The sequence below is a fragment of the Marinilabilia rubra genome (assembly GCF_003121985.1).
Taxonomy (GTDB): domain Bacteria; phylum Bacteroidota; class Bacteroidia; order Bacteroidales; family Marinilabiliaceae; genus Marinilabilia; species Marinilabilia rubra.
Genome location: NZ_QEWP01000004.1, coordinates 128,739 through 154,226 on the forward strand (window position 1 = coordinate 128,739; position 25,488 = coordinate 154,226).

Below are 25,488 nucleotides of genomic sequence, written 5' to 3' on the forward strand. Positions count from 1 at the left end.
AACACATATACAAAACACTCAAATTAGCTTTGGGGTTTAATTTCATTGACTAATTTTGCAACCTGAAATATATTCTTACGATGGCATTTAAAGAAGAAATACAACGTCGCCGTACATTCGGCATTGTCAGTCACCCTGATGCAGGAAAAACGACCCTTACGGAGAAGTTCCTCCTTTTTGGCGGAGCTATTCATGTTGCAGGAGCTGTAAAGTCTAATAAAATAAAAAAGACCGCAACTTCCGATTTTATGGAAATTGAGAAGCAGCGTGGTATCTCTGTAGCCACATCGGTTATGGGCTTTGAATACAAAGGTTACAAGGTTAACATCCTTGACACACCAGGTCACCAGGACTTTGCTGAAGACACATATCGTACATTGACCGCTGTAGATAGTGTAATAATCGTTATTGATGCGGCAAAAGGTGTTGAGGCCCAAACTCGTAAGCTCATGGAGGTTTGTCGGATGCGCAACACTCCGGTAATTGTTTTTGTTAACAAGATGGACCGTCCGTCCAGAGATCCATATGAGATTTTAGACGAAATTGAAGAAGAACTCAAAATAGAGGTACGACCATTGAGTTGGCCCATTGGCAATGGCCCTGACTTTAAAGGTGTTTACAACCTCTTTGAGCAAAGCCTTTATCTTTTTACACCTAACAAGCAAACGCTGGAGGAAGGTATTAGTCTGGATGTAAATGATGGCAAACTTGCTGATGAAATTGGTAAAAGTTCTGCCGAAGAGTTGAGGGAAGAACTGGAATTAGTGAATGGTGTTTATCCCGAATTTGATAAATCCCCTTACCTCGAAGGGAAGGTAGCTCCTGTATTTTTTGGAAGTGCTTTAAATAACTTTGGTGTTCGTGAGTTGTTACACTGCTTTCTTGAAATTGCCCCTTCGCCCCGTCCATCTGTTACTGAAGAGCGGGAAGTACAGCCATCAGAAGAAAAATTCAGTGGTTTCGTTTTTAAGATTCATGCCAACATGGATCCCAATCACAGAAACCGTTTGGCCTTCGTGAAAATTTGTTCAGGTCATTTTCAAAGAAACACCAATTACAAGCATGTGCGACTGGGAAAACAGATGAAGTTCAGCAGTCCTACTGCATTTATGGCCGAAAAAAAATCCATTGTGGATGAAGCTTTTCCAGGTGATATAATTGGCATTCCGGATTCAGGAAATTTCAAAATCGGAGACAGTCTAAGCGAAAATGAGCCCCTTCATTTTAAGGGCCTTCCAAGTTTTTCTCCCGAGCTATTCCGCTATATAGAAAATGCTGATCCTATGAAATCCAAGCAATTGGCAAAAGGTATTGATCAGTTGATGGATGAAGGAGTGGCGCAGCTTTTTGTGAGTCAGTTTAACGGGCGTAAAGTAATAGGAACGGTAGGTGCATTACAATTTGAAGTGATTCAATATCGCTTATTGCATGAATATGGCGCCTCTTGTCGTTACGAGCCAATAAATCTATACAAAGCCTGTTGGCTTGAATCGGATGACGAAACAGAGCTTCAGGATTTCAAAAAGCGTAAAAACCAATATATGGCCAAAGATAAGTTTGGACGTGACGTGTTTTTAGCCGACTCTTCTTATATGCTTGATATGGCCCGCGAAAACTTCAAGAATATAAAGTTTCACTTTAGCACTGAATTCTAAAAATAACCGTGTGCCTTCCATCCAGAACATCTTCTGGATGGAAGGCACAATTACATACAACTCTTCACAATTTTTTTCTTCCCACCTATTTTCAAATCATTGGCTTTGTTCTAAATTTAACCCCATCGTATTTCCTGCTATGAGACTGATTATGTGGTTTTACCATCAATCGTTATCAAATGAAAGGAAATAGGCTGAAACTCAACCTAATCAACCAATTTTATCACATTCAAATCGCAATCAATGCTTACTGAAGGTTTTTGGTATACCTGGATATTGATCCCTGCCCTCATCTTTTTTGCAAGAGTGGCAGATGTCAGCATAGGAACCATACGTATTGTTTTTATATCCAAAGGATTAAAGATACTTGCTCCGGTATTGGGATTCTTTGAAATCCTTATTTGGCTCCTGGCCATGACAAAAGTGTTTGAAAATCTGGATAACTGGCTCTATTTTATCGCTTATTCAGCCGGTTTTGCCGCGGGGAATTACATAGGACTTCTTATAGAAGAAAAACTGGCCATAGGCTATGTTAATCTTCAGATTATTACGCAAAATTCCGGAATTGAGTTGGCTCAGAAATTATCTGAAAGAGGTTTCGGGGTAACCTGGCATGATGCATTCGGCTCCAGAGGAAAAGTAACCGTGATTTACTGTGTAAGTAAACGTTCCAATTTTGAACTGGCTACAGGTATAATTAAAAAGAGCAATCCAAAGGCGTTTTACACAATTGAAGACGTCCGGTATGCCAACCAGGGAGTGCATCCTTTGCCCGCTATGCAACGTGGATTTGTGCAATTTCCACGGAGAAAAGGAAAATAAACAATTTAGTATTTTAGGATTTTAACACGGCTGGAAGACTTTTTTACAAGATATGAGCGCACAATCTGCCGGGTATCTCGGTTGTCGACACCTCCGACAACAAAGCCTTCCAGTTCTGAAGGATGTGTTATAGTATCCTCCTCGCTCAACCATCCAAAGCCACGAAGTACATTTTTTTCAATCCACACAAAAGATTTTTCTCCAGCTTTTCTTCCTTCATCGAAAATCACAAAATTGGGAGATGAAAAATTCAGATCATCAATCATTTGTTGAACTCTCTTATTATAAAGATCTGATGGTTCTTCGCCTGTACACGCCCCTTTACATTGATCTACCGAATAGTTGAAACATGGCCCTTGTTTGTTCTCTAACCCGCATAATTGGCGGCATAATTCATATTTCTCAACCCAATTAGACAACATGCTGACCGCATTGTCTTTCGAAGAGAAGGCATCCAATGGTTGTCGTGTGTTACTATTGACTCTGTCTATGAGGAAGCGGTAATAACCCTTTTGATCTTTAAAGGAGAAAACACCCCAATTGAATCGGGTTTTACGGCCGGCCCGGTTAAACAGAGGCTTTTGTTCCTTTATTTCATCCGACTCCCTTAATAACGCGACCAGTTCACTTCCGGTTACCTCATAAGAAACATCAGTGAGCTGTTCCTTCATCCTGAGCCCCCTCTTTCCTTTTGCTCCCAGGTGAGAAAGCACTCGTTTCCGCACATTTCGGCTTTTTCCAATATAAATAACTTCATTATTGGCATTGTGAAAAAAGTAAATTCCTGGAGTTTCGGGCAACCTTCGGATCTTTTTCATATCAAGCTCCGCATTAATCCCTTTTAAATCAAGATCGTCCTCTGGAAGAATGAAATCGCCCTTTATCTCGAAAAGATGCCTTAAAAGCAGTGCTGTTGCATGAGCATCCCCCCCGGCGCGGTGCCGATCTGATAAAGGAATCCTTAATTCCTGACATAACTGTCCAAGACTATAGGATCGATGCCCCGGTATAACTTTCCTGGAAAGTCTGACGGTACACATCACCTCTCGATTGTAATCATATCCTAACCCCTCAAATTCTTTTTTTACAAACGAGTAATCAAAAGGAGCATTGTGGGCAACAAAAACCGAGTCTTCAGTTATTTCGACCACTTTCTTCGCAATTTCAAAGAAACGGGGAGCTTCAGCTACCATTTCATTTGTAATACCTGTAAGCCGGCTAATGTAAGGAGGAATGTAACACTCAGGATTGACCAGACTTACAAATTTATCAATGATTTCCTCGCCTTCCATCAAGTAGACAGCAATCTCTGTAATACGCCCCACCCCTGCTTTTCCACCGGTGGTCTCGACATCAATAACAGAATATTTTGGCAGCTGATTCATAATAGCAAAAATATTAAAATCCCGGGAAAACGAATTTTAAAAACAAAAATAACCTGCTTCAACGTTTTGTCCCTAACATTCAGCGACATTGATTTAATTCTTCTAAATTAACACTCAAAAAGAAAGTAAAAGCTTGCATAGAAGGCTGCTTTAAGCTACTTTTGTATTAGAAGTTCTTTGATAAAGATATGCCACACCAGTGTTATTGATTGTTAAACTCAACACTACAATAATACCGAGTAAAACTACCTGTTGAAAGGGCAGGCCTCAACCTTCGGGTTGTCTTCGGACACGGAGGATCCCCGCTTTTCAGGTGTACTCAAATCCTGTCGTCAGGAGTTTAAATAATCCACCTGGTGTGGCTCCCATTAATACAAAAGGTGATTCGTTTTTTCGGGTCACCTTTTTTTTGTCAAAATTTTGAAACAAAAAAAGACCGGAGATCAAAATATTGAACCACAGGCTTTAATGACATATTTCTTGGAGGTGAGCAAAGTGATTTTGTGTAAAAAAATGGATGTGGTCCAAAAAAATCACTCTTTACATAAACGTTCCCCCAAAAAAACAAAACCCCTTGGAAATCAATATCTCCAAGGGGTTTTAAGTGCCCAGAACAGGACTCGAACCTGCACGGCCTAACGGCCACTAGCCCCTCAAGCTAGCGTGTCTACCGATTCCACCATCTGGGCAAAAAAAATATTTCTAATCTTAAAACTTCAATTTGAGCAAAAACGGGACTTTCCGATGATTCGGAATAGACTTCTCCTCCCTTTTTTAAAACTCACAACCTGGAACACTTCAAAAAAAGTTCCAAACATTTGAAATACTAACCGAGCGAAAAACGGGACTCGAACCCGCGACCCCGACCTTGGCAAGGTCGTGCTCTACCAACTGAGCTATTTTCGCAATTATTAAGAACGTATTTGAGGAATTTTGAAATCTATTATTTCGTTTTTCCTGAACAGCGAGTGCAAAGGTAAAAAAATTTTGTTTCCCCAAAACACTTTTTCTTTAAAAAAATGCTTCTACACACCCCGTAATTCCTAATAATCTCATTTCCTGATTGAAAAAAAATAACTTTACCCAAATCCGACTTGCCTACAATGTTTAGTCATCATAAATATTCGAAATTCCTAAATTTTTACAAAGCAATGTATTATATTCGTGTGGGTTGATGTATTTACAAAAAGAATTGTTTGCCATGAAATTAAAAGTGGGGTTTGTTCCGTTTTTATTCTTCACACACCAAGGCATGGTATTTAATACATTAGGAAAAATACATTTTAGTGAAACCCACGACCGGTTGGTGCGTTTGAATAGATAACCCAAAAAATTCCGATTTTTACAAGGAAAAGAAGTATATAATTAAAACTATAAATAAGCCATGGCGGGTATATTTGGATCAATATTTGGCAGTAAATTTCCGGATACCGGAAAATATGAAGCCGCTCAGATTGAATTAAGAGAGAATTTCAGGAAATTTCAGGAAATTAGTGAATCCACACTTTTGAAAAGGTATTTGGAATTGGATCACGAGGTTCACTCCGGAGATTTTGAGAAGCGTGTTGATGAACTTAAGAACAAAAAATTTAAAGACACTCAGCAATATCAGCAATTGAAGCGATTTAAAGAACTTGATAAAAGCAAGGACATAAAAACCTACCTTAAACTCAGTAAATCGGGCCAAGGCAAAAAAACTGAAGAGATTTTGGAGTCGGATAAATTTAAACGTTTCCGGGAGCTTGAAAAATACACCAACTCTCCTGAATTTTATAAAGCCAAAGCCTCTTCTGATTTCAAAAAATCTGAAGCTCATGATGCTTACAAGGAATATAAAAGACTTAAAAATGATCATTCCATAAAATGGGCGATCAAATCTGAAAAGTCTTCAGCCTACCAAACATTCAAAAAACTAGAGGACAGCCAGAAACTTACCAATTTTTTCGAACTAAAAGCCACCATTGAATCTAAAGAATTCAAGGACTTTAAAGATTATATGGAGGACAAGCATCGCTTTAAGAAATCAGATGAGGCAGCTTTGCTTAATGAGTTTTCTGATCTGAAAAAAAACAAGGACATTGTCTGGTATCTGAAAACCAAACAAGAAAAGCCATTTGAGGAATTTAAAAAATGGGAAATTACTTTTCAAGATGATTTTGACAAAGCCAATCTTGATCGAAACAAATGGATTACAGGTTACTATTGGGGCAAAGCGTTAATGAATGATACTTATTCACTGGAGAATGAAAAACAGCTGTTTTCAGACTCTAATGTGGAGCTTCGTGATTCCAATTTGAGAATAACTACTCAGCGCGAAACAGCAATAGGAAAAGCCTGGAATCCTTCCTGGGGGTTCAGGGAAAAAGAATTTAATTTCACCTCAGGCCTTGTAAGCACTGGTCAAAGTTTTCGCCAGCAATATGGTCGTTTCGAAGCAAAAGTGCGTTTTAACGCCTCTTCCCCCATTGTAAATGCCTTTTGGATGGTGGGAGAAAAAATGACCCCGCACATAGATATCTTTAAATCTGTTTTCTCCGGAGGCAAAGCCCTGGAAACCGGAGTAATTTCAAAATTAAAAGAGAAGGAATTAACCGAAGCCAGGAAACGGATAAAGGGTGCCAATTTCACAAAAGATTATTACATCTACAGCCTCGACTGGTCCCCAAAAGAGTTGGTATGGAAGATCAATGGTGTGGAGGTATTTCGTCAGACAAAAAACATCCCGGAGGAACCAATGTACCTGTCATTTAGCACGATTCTTCCAGAAGAGCCTAAAGAGAAAGATTTGCCCGCAATAATGGAAATAAACTGGGTACGCTGTTACAAACACATATAAACTAAAATTTTCATGAAAAAATGGGTTGTCCTGATATCAGCAGGACAACCCATTTTTCTTTTAAAATTAAAGGCTGTAGTTTAAAAATGCGTTTTTGCCCTTAGAGATTGCATAGTGCAAGGCCTTGCAAGGACAAAGTCACCATATTAAAGTAAAAAGGGCATCATTGGTACTCATGAAAAGGTAGCACCGAATTAGGTCGGCCATTGGTAAGGTGCGCCCCCAAAAAACACGCAATAACAAACTTAAGCCAAATTAAAATCTAAAATCCTGAAGAGAAAATTGATACATCATCATAATATTGACGACTTTTTTCTGTCACAGACATTTCTCCCTGAGAAAAATTATTAAAAACCAATTCGTAGGAGCTGTTTTCTGCTCCGGCCTTCGCTGGCTTTATTATATATTTTACACTCTTCAAAGCTTTTTTACTATTTGCTATATCGTCATAAACAACCTTAACTGAATATTCCAATTCTCCCGTATCATTGATATCAGCGAGTTCTTCATTCACAAAAAAGGATCTTCCATACCTGAAACGGCCATTAGATTGGTAAGAAGCGGAAATTTCCAAAATACTCAGCTCGTCTCTGTCAAGATGAATTTCCCCCTTGAGGCTTTCTATTTGTGCATCTCCGGAATACTCATATTTTGGGTTTTTGCTTTCGAAAGCAATTACCATAATTTGCTTTCCATTCTTCAGATAATTATCCATTTCCCAAACGGAATAATAATCGACAAAAGCACTGTCAAGAACATTCCCGGGGTGTCTCAAAAAATCAAATCCAAGCAACTCCTCAACTCTGTGCAATCCGTTTGCAAAGGGAGTAATATCAAAATTCCTGACACCTTCGATGATCTTATAATTACGGTCGGTGAAGGCTGATCGTCTGGTTCTTTCCTGATAGCCACTCAAATCTGTATAATCAAGTGTTAGATTTCGTTCCTTCTCATCTACACTTTCACTGTATTGTAGTTCAGCACTATAAACACCGGTTACATAATTATCCTTCAGCTTTCGAATTGCATCCTTCAGCATTCCGTAAAGAATTCTCGAGGGTGCTTCAACATCAACTTCATCAATTCCATAAACCATTGGCTGAAGATTAATTATCAGGGGATTATTCTCGATTAACCTGGAAATAAGAAATTCTTTTGTCTCATAACCAACAGCGGAAACCCGCAATCGGTTTTGATATAGATCAGGTTTAATGCGAATGCTGAATACTCCATCCTGATCGGTAGCATCTCCCTTAAATGTACCCGTTATGCCAAGATTTGCAAATTCAACAGCTCTCCCATTTGAGGCATCGAGTACTTTTCCTGATAACTCTTTTTCTTGTGCTATTGCACCCAACCAAAACAGCCCCAGGAATGCGGTAAGAATTAATATATTTTTTTTTGCCTGCATACTTTTCTTATTTTTGATGAAACCGTAAATCATATAAATCGACTCAGCCCTTTACAAGGTTAAATGTATAAAAAGCTTGGTACATCAGAAAAAGTTTATTTAAAACTTTGATTGTTTGCCTTGGTAATATTTGAAGCAACAGTAATTACTCAAAAAAGAAAGTGTAGTTCTGAATTATTAAACAGTAAATTTAAGTAAGATGAAAAGAATATTGTCAATCAGCGTTTTAATCATGTTTATTCTTTCTGGATGCGTGGTTTCCAAAAAGAAATATGAAGCCATGGTAAGCGAGAGAAACATTCTTCAGAACAGTCTTAATGACGCCCGCAATGAAAACAAGGCCCTTCTGAGTGACTTAGACCAGGCCATGGCAGATTTTGAATCCATGAAGTATAAATTGCACAAAAGCAATGCACTTAAATCAGACAAAGTTTCAGACCTTTTTTCGCAAAGTGAAGCATTAAAGGACGAAACATCTAAATTGAAGGATGAATTAGCCCATATAAAAAGCAGGTACAAATCTCAGCAAAACACAAGTATCGAACGGGCAAATGAACTACAAACTCTTCGGAAAAAAGTCACGGAACTCACAAATGACACGGTAAGTCTACATTATTCTCTTGAAATGAATAAGGAAAGACAAGCGAAATTAAAGACACAAATCAAAGACGTAAAAGAGCGGTATAACGAACTGGCAGCTTCCTATTCCGGAATGAAAAATGAGCTCGATCAAACAAGTCGTAAGATTGAAATGCTTGAAGGTCAGCTGGTAGAAAAATCGCAATCTTTAAGAAGTGTCTCTGAGGCTTTTATTGAACTTCGTAAACAATTGCTTTCAGCTAAGTCAAAAGGCACTCCCATTGATCCGAATAAAAATAAACTTATTGATAAAATTGCCAGGCTACTTGGGCATTATTAAAAATACATTAAACTGAGAATGGTGATGGTTACCACCATATAAATAATGGTGAGCGGAAAACCAATTTTAAAGAAATCTTTGAAGTTGTAATTCCCCGGACCATACACCATCAGGTTTGTCTGATATCCAATTGGCGTAATGAAATTAGCTGCAGCTGCAAATGAAACAACCAGTGCAAATGGTTCAGGATCTAACCCTAGAGTTTTGGCAGCTGTCAGAGAAATGGGGAATACTATGGCAACTGAGGCTTTGTTGGTAATATAGGCTGCAAGCACTGTTGTCATCAGATAGATGCCAAAAAGTAGCGTGACCCTTCCAAATGGCAGAAAGACACTAATGATTAAATCAGCAATCATATCGGCCACGCCGGTCTTAATCATGGCTGTTCCCAGAGCTAAAGAGAGAGCAATTATAACAGCCAGGTTATAGTCAATACTCTTGGGCATATCCTTGGGCGACACTATCTTAAGTGCCGACACTACAACCAAGACTACAAACAATCCAATAAACAAAGGAACAAGTTTTACGGCCGAAAGTAATATGGCCAATAAAGTTCCACCAAGAAGCGTATAAACTTTATATTTCTCAGTACGGTTAAATTCGCGGACTTTGGAAATAAGATAAAAATCCTGTTCACTTTCTGCACGGCTCATAAAAGCCTCTCCAACGAGCAGCATTAATACGTCACCGGCCTTAAGTTTTACTTCATCCATTTTACCCACAACCCGCTCTCCGTTGCGGTGAAGTGCCAGCAAAGCCGCATCATATCGTCCTCTGAAATTAACCTCCTTGACGGTTTTGGTAATTAAAGTGGAATTATGCGATACAACAACTTCAATTACCTGGGTTTTTTTCAGTTTGGACATCATCCCCACTAAAGGCAAGGTCAAACCTGAATTCTTTGAAAGTAAGCGAACGACGTTTTTATTCTCACCTGCAAATCTCAGCAAATCTCCCTCCTGAAGTCGAAAATTATCCGAAAGCAATTGAAAAACACGGTTTCCACGAATAATTTCGATAAGAGATAGTCCTTCCATCTCCCTGATTTCGGACTCCAAAAGTGTCATTCCTACCAGATGACTATTTCGTCTTACCTCGGCTTCAACAAGGTACTTTCGCTCCCCATTGGAGTATTCTTCCATGACGCTTTTTCGGTCTGGAAGCATGCGGTATGAATAAAAATATAGATATACCATACCTATGATTAACATAGGAAATCCTACCCAAAAAAAGTCAAACATGTCCAGTGACGGCATATCAGGGAAAATCTCCTGATCAACGACCATGCCATTGACTATCAAGTTTGTAGAGGTCCCTATAAGCGTCACACACCCTCCCAGAATAGCAGCATAAGAAAGAGGCATTAATAATTTGGAAGGTGCAATATTATGCCGGCGACTCCATTGGTGCACATAGGGCATCATCACCGCAACTAATGGTGTGTTATTCAAAAATGCAGAGAAACCTCCCACCCAGATCATCATTCGGGCCAGAAACCCTTTATACTTCATGGAGCGTGGAAAGGCTTTTTCAAAGATTGCCTCAATCACCGAGGTTTGGCGAATGGTGTCCCCGAGCAACAACAACATTATAATAACGGCTATCTGTTCGTTGGCAAACCCTGCAAGGATTTCGGACGGGGTCAGGACTTTAAAGATCCCAAGCACCATTACTGCAATGAAGAATGTGAATGCCGCACCCATCAATTCCCGATACAGGGAAATGAGGATAAACGCCAGAACAAGAAATACAAGTATTACATCAAAAGCAGGGACACTCATATGGTCTTGGTTTCTTCACCGGTTTTTTTGATTTTCCGGGCTGCAAGTTAAGATATATTTTGTAAAAATTAACAATCTCCGGGTTCAAAAAGACCGAATTGTTCCCAACAACCGGGGTTTGACAAATTTACGACTACATTTTCGCACAACATCTATTATCACTACTTTTGAATAGAAAATATCTATTATTGAAATTTACTATGAACGAGAAGAAAGAAGCATTTGGACGCCTGTTGGAAGTCATGGATGAATTAAGGGAAAATTGCCCATGGGACCGCAAACAAACCAATGAGTCTCTCAGGACGCTGACAATAGAAGAGACCTATGAACTTGCAGATGCCATACTTGAAAAATCGGAGGAATCAATTCGCAAAGAGTTGGGTGACTTACTACTACACATTGTCTTTTATGCAAAAATAGGCGAGGAAAAGAATGCTTTTTCGATTAAAGATGTCATTGATTCTTTGATCGAAAAACTGATCTACCGCCATCCTCATATATTCGGAGAGACTCAGGTCAAGGATGCCAGGGAAGTAGAACAGAACTGGGAGCAACTCAAGCTAAAAGAAAAAGATGGAAACCGCTCTGTTCTGTCCGGCGTACCCACATCATTGCCCGCAATGGTAAAAGCCAACCGTATTCAGGATAAAGCCAGAGGGATGGGATTTGACTGGGAACACAGGGATCAGGTATGGGATAAAGTTCAGGAAGAGCTGGGGGAATTGCAGGAAGAAATGAAAAATGGCCGTGAAGATGCCATTGAAGATGAATTTGGAGACCTTTTCTTCTCACTAATTAATGCAGCGCGACTTTACGGTGTTAACCCTGAAAATGCTCTTGAACGTACCAATCAGAAATTCATTAAACGCTTTAATTACCTTGAAGAAAAAACTATAAAACAAGGAGTTGACCTAAAAAAACTGTCTTTGCAGGAAATGGATGAAATATGGGAAGAAGCCAAAAAGCAACTCAAAAAGGAAATTTAAAATTTTCTGAAACCTTAGGATTAGTTTTTCCGGAGCTCCGGAACTAAAGCTCCGGAAATTATCATCTATTCTTCTAAATGCACCACTTAAATACAGCTGAAGCCACAGACCAATTTGAACCAAGATCAGCAAATGCCACCAAATCCCCTTTCTTTAGTTTTCTTTGTTTTATAGCATCGTGTGTAATGACAGGTATACTTGCAGTTTCCATACAGGCATGTTCTTCCAGCGTTTGATGTACTTTGCAATAATCTATCCCAATGTAATCAGCCCATTGCCTGTTGAGCCAGTCAAACTTTTGAGCCAAAATATAATGATCAATTTCATTGGGCTTTTTATCAATAGCATTTAAGGATTGCTTTAGGGAAAAAGGCAAGAATTGCTTTACATAGGGTAAGTCTCTTTGAAAACTATTGGGGGCTATATTGAAAAAGGCTTTCTGTGATGGCTCTTTGTCTGCAGGACCAGCTTTGGCGGTTTGAATTCCTACTCCTGCTGCGACCTCCTGGTACTGACTCGACATCAGATGAAAAACCTGAAGGCCAAAACCAGGTTCGGTTTCTTTCAAAATAAAGGCACCCGATCCATCTCCCACAAGCATTGACTTCATAATGGTACTGTCGGTATGTGGCATAATCGATTCAGCCGACACCACCATTACCGTTTCATAAAACCCTGAAGAAATGTAGGAAGCTGCAGTCATTAAAGCATACATCCACCCGGTAAACCCCTGGTCAATATTAATAGCTGTAGCGTTGGTGGCTCCCAACTCTGTCTGAATGGTTACTGAATTGGGGGGTGTTAACTGCTTAAGATCTCTTGTAATATGAGTCACTATTACCATATCAAGATCTGATGGTGAAATACCGGAATTTTGCAGCGCGTTTTTGCCGGCCTTAACCGCCATTTCGGTAATCGTTTCATCTTTGGCCCAACGACGTTTTTTGATGCCGGCTTTGGTCGCCATAAAGTCTTTTTCTTCTTTAGATAGATCGGCATTTGTAAACTCTTCATTGGTTACCGCATTGGGTGGAAGATAACTTCCTACCCCAACAATACCAACCGGAACAGAAGGCCTTATTGGCCGGGTTTTTGAAAGTTCAAGATTTACCTCACTCATAAAAATGCTTTAAAATATCCAATAGTCTAATGATGAACAAATATTGCTGTCTCCGGAAGAACAAAATTCCGCTACATCGGAAGTCTGATATTCGCTGAGAGTATAAAAAAAACAAACTGAATTGATTAATTAGCCCGTCTATAAAGTCAGCAATGAAACTAAGTAGTCATGTGTCTGGTCAGAAAGTACCAGTTCCAATCCCGAGGCTTCGGGAACGAAGCCGCCAAAAGCGCAGTCCCGATGCTTCGGGATGAGTATTTTGGCGGCAAGCGTAACGCAGCAAGTGGTATTTTATGTACAGACACTAATTTAATTTAGTGGGTTGAAACTTATGCACTCCCAATTACAAACATAAGGGCTAATTAAAGCGCTTCATATTTTCTATAAGTGCCTTAGAGACCTGATGCATAACCGCAATGTGATTTTCCCCTGCTCCACTGGAAGCAACAAGTACCATATCTTCAGGTTTTATCATCCCCTTCTCGAGTGCCTCTGTAAAATTGGTAGCTGCAGCAGCTGTTGCAATATTTCCATACTTTTTAAAAGACTCATAAAATTTGTCTTCCGAAATACCAACTGCTTTTCGCCAGGCTTCTCCTGCCCATGCCACCGGTTGATGGGTAACAAAGAAATCCACATTTTCGGTCGTCATATTGGCCTTTTCCAATGCACGGGAAACAACAAAGGACATGTCTTTTTCGGCATTGATGGCAATTTCTTTACAGGCATCCCGGTTAAAAAAGGTAGTCACCAATTGACGTCGATCCGGGGACGTATGCAATCCTTTATATAGCAATGGCAATCGACTCTCGAAAACAATACCATCATGCCGGTCTCCGTGACTGGAGGAATGAGACGACAGATATCCCATTTCACATGAAGACACAATGCCTGCAGCTGCTCCATCTCCGGTATCCACACTAAAATGGGTACTTTTATCGTTTACATGACTGTCGATGTAGGATGAAACAATCAAAACATTTTTCTTAATTCCTGATTTTACCATTCCAACAGCTACTTCAATCATAGATACAAATGAAGAGCAACAAGTATCCACCGAGTAAGCTCCTGCATTTTTTAATCCCAGTTTATGCTGAACCAGGGACACATTCTGAGGCAGCGGCCTGTCCGGCACCTGCGAGTGAGCCAATACCAGATCAATATCGTCAGGATTCATGCCTGATCGCAAAATGGCCATAGAAGCTGCTATAACTTCGGCGTCCGATGGCAACATTGGGTGCGGATGAATGCTTTCTGTAACTGAAGCAGGGTCATTGGGAACTCTTCTTCTTTCGCTGGTTCCCTGAAACGGATCTGCCTGTTTCTTTGGAGCCAGACTTTTCAGCCAGGCATCGAACCATGGTTGACTCTCCCACCCATCGTAGTTGTTTTCAACCGAGCCGGGAAGGCATCCGGTATCTTCAATACTTTTAATGTATTCTTCGGGAAGTAATGTTTGATTTTTTAGAAATTCGGGCAATGCTTTTGCCATTTTATCTTCTAATTTATTGGCCGGAAGATAAGCAGCCATACTAATTAACCCTGTATTCATTTTTTTTCAGTTTATTAATTCTTCCTCGTATCAAAAACTCGTTTGCTCTTTCCTGTAAATCGCTCTAGTTTATTTGGTTCAACCAGTTCCAACTCGAAACTCAAACCAATACAATGCTGAATGTGGGACTTCACTTTCTTGTGAAGAATCTCTACATCTGAATTACAATTTTCTTTACGCTCAACAACTGCTCTTAAATTATCAAGGTTTCCATCACGACTGACATGAAGATTGTAGTGGGGACTAGTAGCATCCAAATCAAGAAGAGCAGCTTCTATCTGTGAAGGAAAAAGATTAACTCCACGGATGATGAGCATATCATCGCTCCTCCCCTGACATTTATTCATTCTTACAAGGGTACGTCCACATTCACATTTTTCATAGTTTAATGAAGTTAAATCTCTTGTTCGATAACGAATAATGGGAATTCCCTCTTTGGTAATAGTCGTAAAGACCAGCTCGCCTTCCTCTCCCGGTTTTTTAGGCTCCAAAGTGTCCGGATCAATGATTTCTGGAATAAAATGATCTTCATTGATGTGCAAACCATTCTTATACTTGCATTCATGGGCCACTCCCGGACCAATAATTTCGCTGAGCCCATAAATGTCGTAGGCTTCAATGTCAAGCAGCTCCTCAATTTGTTTTCGCATTTGTTCAGTCCAGGGCTCTGCACCTAGTATGGCCGTTTTAAGTTTCAACCTCTGTCTTAAACCAGGTTTGCTTTTAATCACCTCAGCCAAATGCAATGCATAAGATGGCGTACAAGCTAAAACGGTGGTTCCGAAATCTTCCATCAATTCAATCTGTTTTTTCGTATTCCCTCCGGAAATGGGTATCACCCTGGCTTTAACTTTTTCGGCACCATAATGAACCCCCATGCCACCTGTAAATAACCCATAGCCATAAGCTACCTGCACAGTATCCTTCTCATTAACACCGGCCGCATACATAGTTCTGGCAATCATTTCACGCCAGGTGTGGATGTCATTTTCGGTGTATCCCACTACAATAGGCTTACCGGTAGTTCCACTTGATGCGTGAAGACGAACCACCTCATGTTCCGGAACAGCAAACAAGCCAAATGGGTAAGTATCCCTCAAATCTGATTTAAGAGTAAAAGGCAATTTTCGTAAATCCTCAAGAGTTTTTATATCCTCAGGAGTAACTCCGGCCTTTTCCATTTTGGCTCTGTAGTGGGAAACCTTTGCGAAAACACTGTTTACAGTATCTTGGAGTCGAATCAATTGAACTTCACTCAGTTTCTCTCTTGATAAGCTCTCATCATCATTCCAAATCATGGCGTCTAACTTAAAATTTATTTTACAAAAATAATTCTTTAGTTTTATAAAGAATAATTGATAAATAATTATTTTGTAGCTAAAGCAACAATACTCTAAAACACAGAGCACTATTAATTTATTTTTAATGAGACTAAATATTATTAGAACAATTTAGACAAATTTACTAAACCTTATAGGTATTACGGCGTATATTGGGCTTTTAAAACCTTTTAATTTAAACATTATATGTTCTGTCGTTCAATTTTTTAACACTTACTCAAAAAGACCATGGAATTAAAAAGAAAATCTTTAGCAAAGTTAATAGTAAATAATTCTATTAGAATATTTATTATATCAACTCTTGTACTGTTATCTGTGATTTTATATTTCTTCCAGAAAGAAATCATGTATAGTAGTATGGTTTACGGAGATTTATCGCTCAAAAACAGCGCACAAAGCATTGAAAAGGATAATGCAGAATACACACTTCTAATTGAAAATCTGGAACGAACCATTTCTTTTCAGCTTACGGACATGAATAAAAAGGAATTTGATGGCGAATTCCTGGTAAATTATTTATCCGACTTTCTTTCTTATGAGGAAAACCTAAGCGGAGCTTTTCTTGTGATTGAATCTGAATATGTTAATGTAAATAGAAGAGAGCGACAGAGAGAAAAGGTAATTGATGAGGCCGGAAATTATCATATCTATATTTCGAAATCCAACATATCTTCATTTGAAAATTACGAAGAAAGCAACTATTACACCCAGCCAAAAAAGACTCTAAAATCTTACGTTACCAATCCATATGGAAGAAAAACAGGTGGAGAAAGTGAGTTGGTTTATACTATTTCTTATCCTATAACTCTTGATGGTAAATTTGCAGGTATAATTGGCTGTGATGTCGATATGGATGCAGTTTATGAACAGTTGAAAGATGTTAAGATATACGACGGACATTCATCAGTGGCATTACTTGATAACCAAGGCACCTACCTCACCCATTCTTTCCATCCGGAGTTGGTTGGAAAAACCATTGAGGAAGATTGTCTGAATCCGGAGGTGCGTCTAAAAAACCTGCAGGAAGGCCAAATAGACCAGTGGTTTGAAGGGCCTGTGGGTGCAATAACAAACCCCATTCATTTTAACGATCACCAAATGCCATGGCAGCTCCAGGCAAAAGTGCATGCTAAGTACGTTTTTGCCAATGTAATTTCTGCTGCCTACTGGATTATTCCCACCATAATTTTTGCGATTTTGTTTTTCGTTTTCAGAATGAGGTACTATATCGGTCGTAAAATAAAACCGTTAATTGAGTTAGATGCTATCAGCTCTGAAATTGCAAAGGGAGATTTGACACATGAAATTTCCATAAAGTCTGACAATGAAATTGGAAGTCTGGCGGAGAGTTTTTCCAAAATGGTTGAGAAGCTGCAATACTTCGTAAAAGAGATACAGCAGGGCAGTGAAAACATCACCTCGGCATCTCAACAATTGGGAAGTAGCAGTCAAACTCTTAGCTCTTCAACTAATGAGCAAGCCAGCACAGGAGAAGAGATTAGCAGCAACATGGAAGAAATGTCTGCCAGTGTTCAGCAAAATGCCAATAAAAGCCAGGAGATAAAAAAAGGAAGTGGCAACATGTTGCAGAAATTCAATATCCTGAATGATGATGCCCAAAAGGCAGCGGCAATGCAACAGGAAATTGCCGAACTGAGTGGATTGATAAATGACATTGCCCAAAACATTAAGATACTCTCACTGAATGCAGCAGTAGAAGCTGCTCGTGCCGGAGAACATGGAAAAGGTTTTGCTGTTGTAGCTCGTGAGGTCCAAAAACTCAGTGAAAGCACCACTTCATCTGCTATGCAAATTACTGAGAAAATAAACGAAAGTTCAGAAATGTCGATGCAAACAATGGAGTTCATAAAAGAGATTGTACCACAACTTAAAACTTTGAATGATGATATTGAGGAGATCAATATATCATCTCAGGAGCAAGCCTCTAATGTGCAACAAGTCACAAATGCCACACAGCAATTTAATGAGAGCACCCAAGCCAATGCTGCCTCAGCAGAGGAGTTGGCAGGAACAGCTGAAGAGCTAAGTAATCAGGCAGAAGTATTAATGGACTTAGCTAACCAGTTTAAGATTAAAAGGTAAATTTTAATAATTTGGGGTTTTGCACAAAAGGCTGTCCAAAAAATGGATGGCCTTTTTCTTTGCGCAGTGAAAAAGTACTTTTAAATAGTGTGGGTCTATAAACTAAGTAAGCAGTGTCAAAATTTATGTGCATGTTCAGAAAGTTTCATTTACAATCCCGAGGTTTCGGGAGCGAAGCCCGAAAATACGCAGTCCCGATCCTTCCGGGATGAGTAATTTTCGGGCAAGCATAACCCGGTAAGTGGTACTTTATGGACAGACTCTAATTAGAGTTTAGAGTGAGACTCTTATTGCCCTTTTCAAAAAATTACCACGCGATCATAAACTTAAGCCTTTATTTTAAACCTTGTATCTGTCCAAAAGCTTAGGAACTAACGACTCATTGTATAAGCAAGAGATATAAATGATTTAGAATTGGCTAGTTTAACCTCTCTCCTGCTTTGCAATGTCATTCCACTGCTTTCCATCCACTTTCCCAGTTTATTTTCGTTAATTTCATTAGAAATGCCAGATAGCTGTTCGAGTGATTTGTAAGCTGTTTTTGAGACAAAGGCATCTTCCCTGTTTTTCTGAAAAACAATTGCCAAAGTGCCTCCTTCCTCTATAACAGGCAATATATTATTTATGGCTTCGCAATGTTTAACATATTCCAGCACTAATCCTGCAAAACAAAGATCTACTTTTGGAATTGACAACCCTTCTTTGTCAATATCACTTTCTATTACCTCTAATCCGGGAATTTGTGAGGCATATCTCTCCATGCATATTTCCAAATATCCAGGGTTAACATCGATGGCATAAACATTAGTTGTAACATCAGGATCAACATGTTCCAATCCATTTCCCGTGCAACATCCAAGCAAAGCAAAGCTTGATGGTCTGTACGTTTCCAGCAATTCTTTGGTAAGCTCGTTGAGAGTTTGCAATTGACCAACCTCAATCATGTGGGATTCATAATCGGAAGGAGATATCTTTAACCAGGGGTTTTTCATGTTTTGCAATATTTAACTAAATTTCAGCCACTAACAGCCTTGCAAAAAGAATTCAACAAAATGCTCTGCTGAGCGCGGAGGCCATGAATATACTCTACTCTGCATCCCCACCTTCTTACCGGATGTAAATGGTCTGAAAAAAGAGGATTAATTAAGCTATGTGAAAACACCGGACGAAGAATGAATTTTAATAAAAATGAGGGCCACAATAAGAATGAAACCCTCATTTTTCAAAAGTCAAATCTGAATCTGTTTTTAAAAACAGTATCCTCTTTACCAATAGATCGTTAGACTGTTAGAAATAAGATTTATGATAAATCATATAACACTGATAATCCGGGCTTTAAAACGAAAGCTCGTTCACTCGCAAGAGCTTGAACTTTAGACTTTTATAAAAATTCAACGGAGTATTGCTTTAAATCAAATCAAATCTATCAAGATTCATCACTTTATCCCATGCTGCAATGAAATCTTTGACAAACTTTTCTTTGCAATCTGCGCTGGCATACACCTCGGCTAAAGCCCTGAGTTCTGAGCTTGAACCAAAAACCAGATCAACTCTGGTTCCTGTCCATCGTTTCTCTCCTGTTTTGCGGTCCTTACCCTCAAAAGACTCCCTGCTTTCGGATGTAGGCTTCCATTCTATTCCCATATCCAGCAGATTAACGAAGAAGTCGTTGGTCAATGCACCTGATTTATTGGTAAAAACCCCATGTTTTGAACCATCAAAGTTGGTATCTAAAACACGCATTCCCCCAACTAAAACAGTCATTTCGGGAGGCGTTAAAGTCAGCAGTTGGGCTTTGTCTATCAACAATTCCTCTGCACATCTTCTATGATTTTTGCTCAAATAGTTTCGGAAACCATCGGCTTCAGGTTTTAATGCTTCAAAAGACTCAGCATCGGTTTGTTCGTCAGAGGCATCCATACGTCCCGGAAAAAACGGCACAGAAAAATCAAAACCGGCATCTTTGGCTGCCTTTTCAACTCCGGTGCATCCTGCCAGAACAATCAAATCAGAAAGGGAAACTTTTTTATTTCCTGATTGAGACTTATTAAAGTCTTCCCGGATGTTTTCAAGTGCTTTCAATACTTTCTGTAGCTGAGGCGGGTTGTTAACTTCCCAGTCCTTTTGAGGTTCCAGGCGGATACGAGCTCCATTCGCCCCTCCTCTGTAATCCGAGCCCCGGAATGTTGAAGCCGAAGCCCATGCAGTAGAAACCATCTGAGAAACGGTTAACCCTGATGCGAGAATCTTCGATTTCAATTCAGCAATATCTTTTTCATCAATTAGATCATGATCAACCTTCGGAATTGGGTCCTGCCAAATCAAATCTTCTTCAGGCACTTCGGGGCCAAGATAACGGGTCTTAGGTCCCATATCACGATGAACAAGTTTAAACCAGGCCCTTGCAAAAGCATCAGCAAACTCGTCCGGATTTTCGTAAAAATGCCTTGAAATTTTTTCATATTCAGGATCCACTTTCAGTGCAAGATCTGTTGTAAGCATGATGGGCGCATTCATCTTACCATGAATATGTGCATCAGGCACCTTGTTTTTGGCGGCCTCGTCTTTAGGTGTCCACTGATATTTCCCGGCGGGGCTTTTGGTTAATTCCCACTCATATTCAAAGAGGTTTTCGAAAAACCCCATGTCCCATTTTGTTGGTCTGTTGGTCCAGGCACCTTCCAACCCGCTGGTAATTGTGTCAGCCCCTTTACCGGTACCGAAATCGTTTTTCCAGCCTAAGCCCTGTTCTTCCATAGGCGCAGATTCCGGATCGGGACCATTGTGCTCTTCCGGAGCTGCTCCGTGCACCTTTCCAAAGGTATGCCCCCCCGCAATGAGTGCAACTGTTTCATAGTCATTCATTGCCATCCTTTTAAAGGATTGACGAATGTAGTAAGCCGATTTAGCAGGATCAGGTTCTCCATTGGGGCCTTCCGGATTTACGTAAATGAGACCCATGTGATCTGCAGCTAACCGACCTGCCAGATTTCCGTCTTCATCATGACGCTCATCTGCCAGCCATTCCTGCTCAGGTCCCCAGTTTATATCCTGTTCAGGCTCCCAAATATCCTCACGACCACCACCAAAACCAAAAGTCTTAAATCCCATTGATTCCAAAGCTACATTACCGGCAAGGATCATTAAATCTCCCCAGGATATCTTCTTGCCATATTTTTGTTTTATTGGCCAGAGCAATCGTCTTGCTTTGTCCAGGCTCACATTATCTGGCCAGCTGTTAAGCGGAGCAAATCGTTGATTACCGGTGCCACCTCCGCCCCGGCCATCGGCTAACCGATAAGTACCTGCACTGTGCCATGACATACGGATAAACAGGCCTCCATAATGGCCCCAATCTGCCGGCCACCAATCTTGAGAATCGGTCATAAGCTCATGCAAGTCTTTTTTTAAGGCATTAAAATCAAGCTTTTTAAATTCTTCAGCATAATCAAAATCCTCTCCCATCGGGTTGGATAAAGACGAGTGTTGGCGAAGAATATTCAGTGGCAACTGGTTGGGCCACCAATCACGGTTTTTGGTTCCGCCACCTGCATTACTATGACTGCCACCTGCTCCGGTAACAGGACATTTGCTAATTCTGTTTGAGTAATCTTCCATGGTTAATAGGTTTTTTAAAATTTCTTATAATTTACAAAAAAATTTGGGGATATTGTATTCAATAAAAATCCAGGGAAAAGATTTATTCAGGGAAAAATAATAATTCGAGATCGATTGTTTATTAATAATGGTGAGTAGTGCAATTGCTGGTTTCGTAACCGGAATGTCGCTAAAAAAGGAGGGAACAGACTAAAAATACTGTTTTATTAAGCTGACAAGCTTAGTTGGATTGATGGGTTTAGCAATATAATTATTACAGCCCGCAGCAATTGCCTTTTCTTTGTCTCCAGACAAGCCAAATGCTGTTTCAGCAATAATGATAACGTTTTGATCGAATTCTCTTATTTCTCTTGTTGCACTATAACCATCTAAATCAGGCATTCGCATATCCATAAATATCAGATCGATATCGGGATTATTCCGATATGCTTTAACAGCATCAAGCCCTGTATTAACAATTGTCACTTCTTTGCTGATAGATTCTATTGCTTTGGAAATCAGAATTTGTGAAGGCTCATCGTCTTCAGCAATTAAAACATTCAGGCTCAAATTCTTTAATTCGGTGTCGGAGATTGGATTTTTCTTTTCTTCATTATCAAAATCTGAGTTATAAGGACAATAAGGAAGCGTGAAATAAAATGATGAACCATTACCCTCTTTACTTTCAACCCAGATATTTCCACCAAGCATTTCAACATATGCCTTTGTAATTGATAATCCAAGACCAGCACCATTTTGCAAATTTCTTCCTGCATTATCTGCCTGAATAAATCTATGAAAGACATTTTCTTGCATATCCTCTGATATTCCAATTCCGGAATCTTTCACAAAAAACCTGAGGTAAGCCTCGTTGAAGTTATCATTTGTATCGGGAGAAACCAGATCATATCCCAATTCAATAAACCCTTCATTGGTAAATTTGATTGCATTTTTCACCAGATTTGTAAGTATGGCATAGAGTTTTTCGCGGTCTGTTTGAAGAATGGCCTCATTATCGGGCAAAGGGACTTTGCAGGAAAAACGAACTCCTTTATTCTCAACTTCAGGTTTAAAAAAAGTAAAGAGGTATTCAATCTGTTTATTAATATTTGCCTCATGCAAATGGACTTTTACAAGACCTGCTTCAACTTTAGATATATCGATTATATCATTGATAATATTGAGCATACGCATCCCGCTTTGCTCAATAATATTAATGTATTCTTGTTGTGCTTCTCCGGATAGTGAGCCGGTTTTGAGAAGTTCGGCAAAGCCCAGAATACCATTCATAGGGGTTCGTATCTCATGACTCATATTGGCAAGAAAGGCTGATTTTAACCTGTCGCTTTCTTCTGCTTTCTCTTTTGCTTCTTTGAGAAGGTTTTCGTAATGGAGATTGGCAAGAGTATCCCCTATACTTTTGGCAATGATTTTTAAATTGTGCTTTTCATAATTATTCCAGCTGTATTTTTGCTTTACAGCATCAAACCCAATGAAACCATAGTTTTGCTGTCCGCTCGATACCGGAACCGTTATAAGTGATTTAATGTCTTGCCTTTGAAATTCTTCTTTTTCAATACTGGCCTCAACAGGAAGTTTATCAACATCTTCCACCTGACAAATCTTCTGATCAAATAGTTGGGTTTTCAACCAGGGCATCGAATCAATCGGTGTGTTTTGGATATAATCCATTTGCGGGGTTACTCCCTCATTACACCATTCATGCGTGTTGCTCATGGTTGTGAAATCATCCGAAAACAGGAAAAGGTATGCCCGGTCAACTTTGTAAAAAACACCCAGTTCGGCAAGTGCTTTGGATATTTTGGAATCAAAATTTTTAGATGTTGCCTCCACGAATGATGTCGATATTTGGGCTGTAATTTTTTGAATTTCGTAGCTTCTCCGAAGGTTTTCTTCAGTCCGCCTGCTTTCTGTTATATCGAAGCAATGCCCGATATATCCCACAAACTCTCCCTGTGTGTTGTAATTTGGTGTCCCCAAATCCCGGATCCATCTGTATTCGCCACTTACATGTCGAATTCGGTATTCCATATCAAAGGACTCCCTTTTATCGAAGGCTGATGTAAAAATCTCCAGACAACCTTTAACATCTTCGGGATGAACATTTTCAGTCCACTTAAAGCCGATTTCTTCTTCCAGGGTACGTCCGGTAAAGTTTAACCATGGCTCATTGAAGTAAATGCATTGTTTTTCAGTATTTGCTTTCCAAAGAAGTGCAAAACCGGAATTGGCCAGGTTACGGGATTGAAACTCCTGCTCACGAAGTTTTATTTCAGTATTTTTTTGTCTGGTTATATCCTGTAAGTAAACAATAAAATATTGGGGTTCGTGTTTTTCATTTTGTAGAAGAGCCATTGAAACCAGTGCATATAAAACCTCTCCACTTTTAGTCAAATATCTTTTTTCATAAATGGCATTTTCAAGATCTCCGGCTATCAGTTTTTGGATCATTGAGCTTCCAATTTCTTTATCATCAGAATGAGTAAGATCATTAAAATGCAGACCTTTTAATTCATCATTTTCGTATTTCAATAATTCTCTGAATCGTTGGTTAACCTTTAAAAAACGGCCATCCAAACCAATCAGGCAAACCCCTGCTGAAGCATTCTCAAAAACAGTCCGGAACAGGGTTTCGCTCTCCTTCAGGTTTTCTTCAATAATTTTTCGTTCTTCAATCTCATCACTTAACTGACGGGTTCTTTCCTTTACACGCAGTTCAAGTTCTTTCTGATTCTTTTGGTTTATTTGACGCTGAAATCGTTCCTCAATGACAACTTCAACCACAAAGAGGAGGTTCATCAAATAGGGCTGATAATGCGAAAATTTTTGAGAATCTGATATTTTAAATCTCAGGATTCCAAAGTTGTGACCATTTTTTTCAAGGGGAATATCAATTGCTGAATCATCTGTCTGGCTAAAGGAGGTTTTGGAATAATCCACAGCATCAACACCGGGAATATCCGTCAGGCCCCTGGAAATAAAACTAAATATTGATTTATCATCAGGAAGATTGATTAATACACTCTGCATTAAAAGCAATTGTCCAACAACTTCAGCCTTTAGCATAGGTTAAATTTTAGTTCAGCAGCATATTAATACAATAATAAAATTAAAAATGATTATTTTGTTGAGAGAGGTACACTTCAGGTTGAATAAAAAAAGGGTTCTGCACAACAGCGCCACGCACAATCATATACGGATGCACTTTTAATATATCCATTATTGTTGCCCCGTCGAACTGACGGGAATCATATTGACAAACTGTTGTTACTGGAAATTTGCGCAACAGCAGACTTACTTTTGATTCATATTCCAATAATCTGGAACCACCCGGAATATGATCTATTTTGGGAGTCATCTCACCAAGAACTCTTGCTCCTTTGCGATTTTTTCTTAAACTCTCCTCATAAAAATCCTGAAGTAATTTCAGCATTTTATCAGGGTCAAATTTACCATCCACAAAATATATATCTCCGGTTTTATACAATGATAATATATCGGAGGATTTTGCCTGCTGGTAGGAAATCCCTTTCTCTTTGAGGAAGTCTGAAAGTGAAATTTCAGTTTCATTTTCCGAAAAGCAAGTTACATTTTCACCATTCTCTAATCCAGTCACCAAAAAATCAAACAAAATATCCTGTCGATCTTCTTCGCTATTGTATATCTGACAAATATGAACACCCTGCTCGAACGTTTGATCGGTAAATCCCAAAGAAATTTTTGATTTATTATTTTTCATAAGGCCTCCAGATTCATTTGTTCTAGTTCAGTAATCCGTTATTACTTTGAGCTAAAATAATCCAACCAAAATATAATAAAAAGTAAAGCATATTCCTATATTTTTCAGGAATAATCTTTTGTGCAGTCTGCAGGAACCTCTCCAACGTTCATGAAAACGTCCTGCAGGCGTGAAACAGACTGGCGGACTTAAGAAAACCATCTTGCAGGGATGAAACACAC

General features: G+C 39.3%; 16 protein-coding genes and 2 tRNA genes. 6 read left to right on the forward strand and 12 right to left on the reverse strand.

The window, feature by feature from the left end; translation table 11 throughout:
- Nucleotides 1-80: 80 nt before the first annotated feature.
- Nucleotides 81-1,655, forward strand: a complete 1,575-nt coding sequence (locus tag DDZ16_RS06840) for a peptide chain release factor 3 (protein ID WP_109263696.1) — start codon at nt 81-83, stop codon at nt 1,653-1,655.
- Nucleotides 1,656-1,898: 243 nt separating this feature from the next.
- A complete protein-coding gene (locus DDZ16_RS06845; protein ID WP_109263697.1) occupies nt 1,899-2,477 on the forward strand; it encodes a DUF2179 domain-containing protein in 579 nt (192 codons plus the stop codon).
- 5 nt (nt 2,478-2,482) lie between these two features.
- Here the strand turns inward: DDZ16_RS06845 and DDZ16_RS06850 are convergent, their stop codons facing one another.
- The 3 genes from DDZ16_RS06850 to DDZ16_RS06865 all read right to left on the reverse strand — a co-directional run bounded on the left by DDZ16_RS06850 (nt 2,483) and on the right by DDZ16_RS06865 (nt 4,768).
- The gene (locus DDZ16_RS06850) at nt 2,483-3,862 is read right to left on the reverse strand and encodes an exonuclease domain-containing protein (protein ID WP_232526579.1); all 1,380 of its coding nucleotides are present in this window, start codon (nt 3,860-3,862) and stop codon (nt 2,483-2,485) included.
- A gap of 605 nt (nt 3,863-4,467) precedes the next feature.
- Nucleotides 4,468-4,551, reverse strand: a tRNA-Leu gene (locus DDZ16_RS06860).
- Between the two features lie 144 nt (nt 4,552-4,695).
- Nucleotides 4,696-4,768: transfer RNA gene (locus DDZ16_RS06865), tRNA-Gly, on the reverse strand.
- Nucleotides 4,769-5,246: 478 nt separating this feature from the next.
- Here DDZ16_RS06865 and DDZ16_RS06870 point away from each other — a divergent pair.
- The gene (locus DDZ16_RS06870) at nt 5,247-6,698 is read left to right on the forward strand and encodes a glycoside hydrolase family 16 protein (protein ID WP_109263700.1); all 1,452 of its coding nucleotides are present in this window, start codon (nt 5,247-5,249) and stop codon (nt 6,696-6,698) included.
- Nucleotides 6,699-6,960: 262 nt separating this feature from the next.
- Here the strand turns inward: DDZ16_RS06870 and DDZ16_RS06875 are convergent, their stop codons facing one another.
- Nucleotides 6,961-8,109 carry a carboxypeptidase-like regulatory domain-containing protein gene (locus DDZ16_RS06875; protein ID WP_158275621.1) on the reverse strand — a complete coding sequence of 383 codons (1,149 nt, stop codon included), beginning with the start codon at nt 8,107-8,109 and terminating at the stop codon, nt 6,961-6,963.
- Nucleotides 8,110-8,308: 199 nt separating this feature from the next.
- Between DDZ16_RS06875 and DDZ16_RS06880 the strand changes: the two genes are divergently transcribed.
- Nucleotides 8,309-9,028 (forward strand): hypothetical protein, encoded by a 720-nt coding sequence (locus tag DDZ16_RS06880; RefSeq protein WP_146192206.1) that lies wholly within the window; start codon nt 8,309-8,311, stop codon nt 9,026-9,028.
- Here DDZ16_RS06880 and DDZ16_RS06885 read toward each other — a convergent pair.
- Nucleotides 9,025-10,809, reverse strand: coding sequence for an SLC13 family permease (locus DDZ16_RS06885; RefSeq protein WP_109263703.1), 1,785 nt, complete (start codon nt 10,807-10,809; stop codon nt 9,025-9,027). The two genes, DDZ16_RS06880 and DDZ16_RS06885, sit on opposite strands and share 4 nt — an antisense overlap.
- 200 nt (nt 10,810-11,009) lie before the next feature.
- On the opposite strand from DDZ16_RS06885, the gene mazG reads away from it, so the two are divergent.
- Nucleotides 11,010-11,795 carry a nucleoside triphosphate pyrophosphohydrolase gene (gene mazG, locus DDZ16_RS06890; protein ID WP_109263704.1) on the forward strand — a complete coding sequence of 262 codons (786 nt, stop codon included), beginning with the start codon at nt 11,010-11,012 and terminating at the stop codon, nt 11,793-11,795.
- Nucleotides 11,796-11,868: 73 nt separating this feature from the next.
- Here mazG and DDZ16_RS06895 read toward each other — a convergent pair whose 3' ends face one another.
- The 3 genes from DDZ16_RS06895 to DDZ16_RS06905 form a co-directional block, all read right to left on the reverse strand.
- Nucleotides 11,869-12,915, reverse strand: a complete 1,047-nt coding sequence (locus tag DDZ16_RS06895) for a 3-oxoacyl-ACP synthase III family protein (protein WP_109263705.1) — start codon at nt 12,913-12,915, stop codon at nt 11,869-11,871.
- A 358-nt stretch (nt 12,916-13,273) separates the two neighbouring features.
- Nucleotides 13,274-14,467, reverse strand: a complete 1,194-nt coding sequence (locus tag DDZ16_RS06900) for a 3-oxoacyl-ACP synthase III family protein (protein WP_109263706.1) — start codon at nt 14,465-14,467, stop codon at nt 13,274-13,276.
- 14 nt (nt 14,468-14,481) lie between these two features.
- Nucleotides 14,482-15,765, reverse strand: a complete 1,284-nt coding sequence (locus DDZ16_RS06905) for a phenylacetate--CoA ligase family protein (RefSeq protein ID WP_109263707.1) — start codon at nt 15,763-15,765, stop codon at nt 14,482-14,484.
- 387 nt (nt 15,766-16,152) lie between these two features.
- On the opposite strand from DDZ16_RS06905, the gene DDZ16_RS06910 reads away from it, so the two are divergent.
- A complete protein-coding gene (locus DDZ16_RS06910) occupies nt 16,153-17,910 on the forward strand; it encodes a methyl-accepting chemotaxis protein (RefSeq protein ID WP_158275622.1) in 1,758 nt (585 codons plus the stop codon).
- Nucleotides 17,911-18,281: 371 nt separating this feature from the next.
- Here DDZ16_RS06910 and DDZ16_RS06915 read toward each other — a convergent pair whose 3' ends face one another.
- The 4 genes from DDZ16_RS06915 to DDZ16_RS06930 all read right to left on the reverse strand — a co-directional run bounded on the left by DDZ16_RS06915 (nt 18,282) and on the right by DDZ16_RS06930 (nt 25,267).
- Nucleotides 18,282-18,902, reverse strand: coding sequence for a class I SAM-dependent methyltransferase (locus DDZ16_RS06915; RefSeq protein ID WP_109263709.1), 621 nt, complete (start codon nt 18,900-18,902; stop codon nt 18,282-18,284).
- A gap of 415 nt (nt 18,903-19,317) precedes the next feature.
- Nucleotides 19,318-21,528: a catalase/peroxidase HPI gene (gene katG / locus DDZ16_RS06920; protein ID WP_109263710.1), complete on the reverse strand. Its 2,211-nt coding sequence runs from the start codon at nt 21,526-21,528 to the stop codon at nt 19,318-19,320.
- 189 nt (nt 21,529-21,717) lie between these two features.
- Nucleotides 21,718-24,594 (reverse strand): PAS domain S-box protein, encoded by a 2,877-nt coding sequence (locus DDZ16_RS06925; protein WP_109263711.1) that lies wholly within the window; start codon nt 24,592-24,594, stop codon nt 21,718-21,720.
- Between the two features lie 43 nt (nt 24,595-24,637).
- Nucleotides 24,638-25,267: an MEDS domain-containing protein gene (locus DDZ16_RS06930; RefSeq protein ID WP_109263712.1), complete on the reverse strand. Its 630-nt coding sequence runs from the start codon at nt 25,265-25,267 to the stop codon at nt 24,638-24,640.
- Nucleotides 25,268-25,488 lie beyond the last annotated feature (221 nt).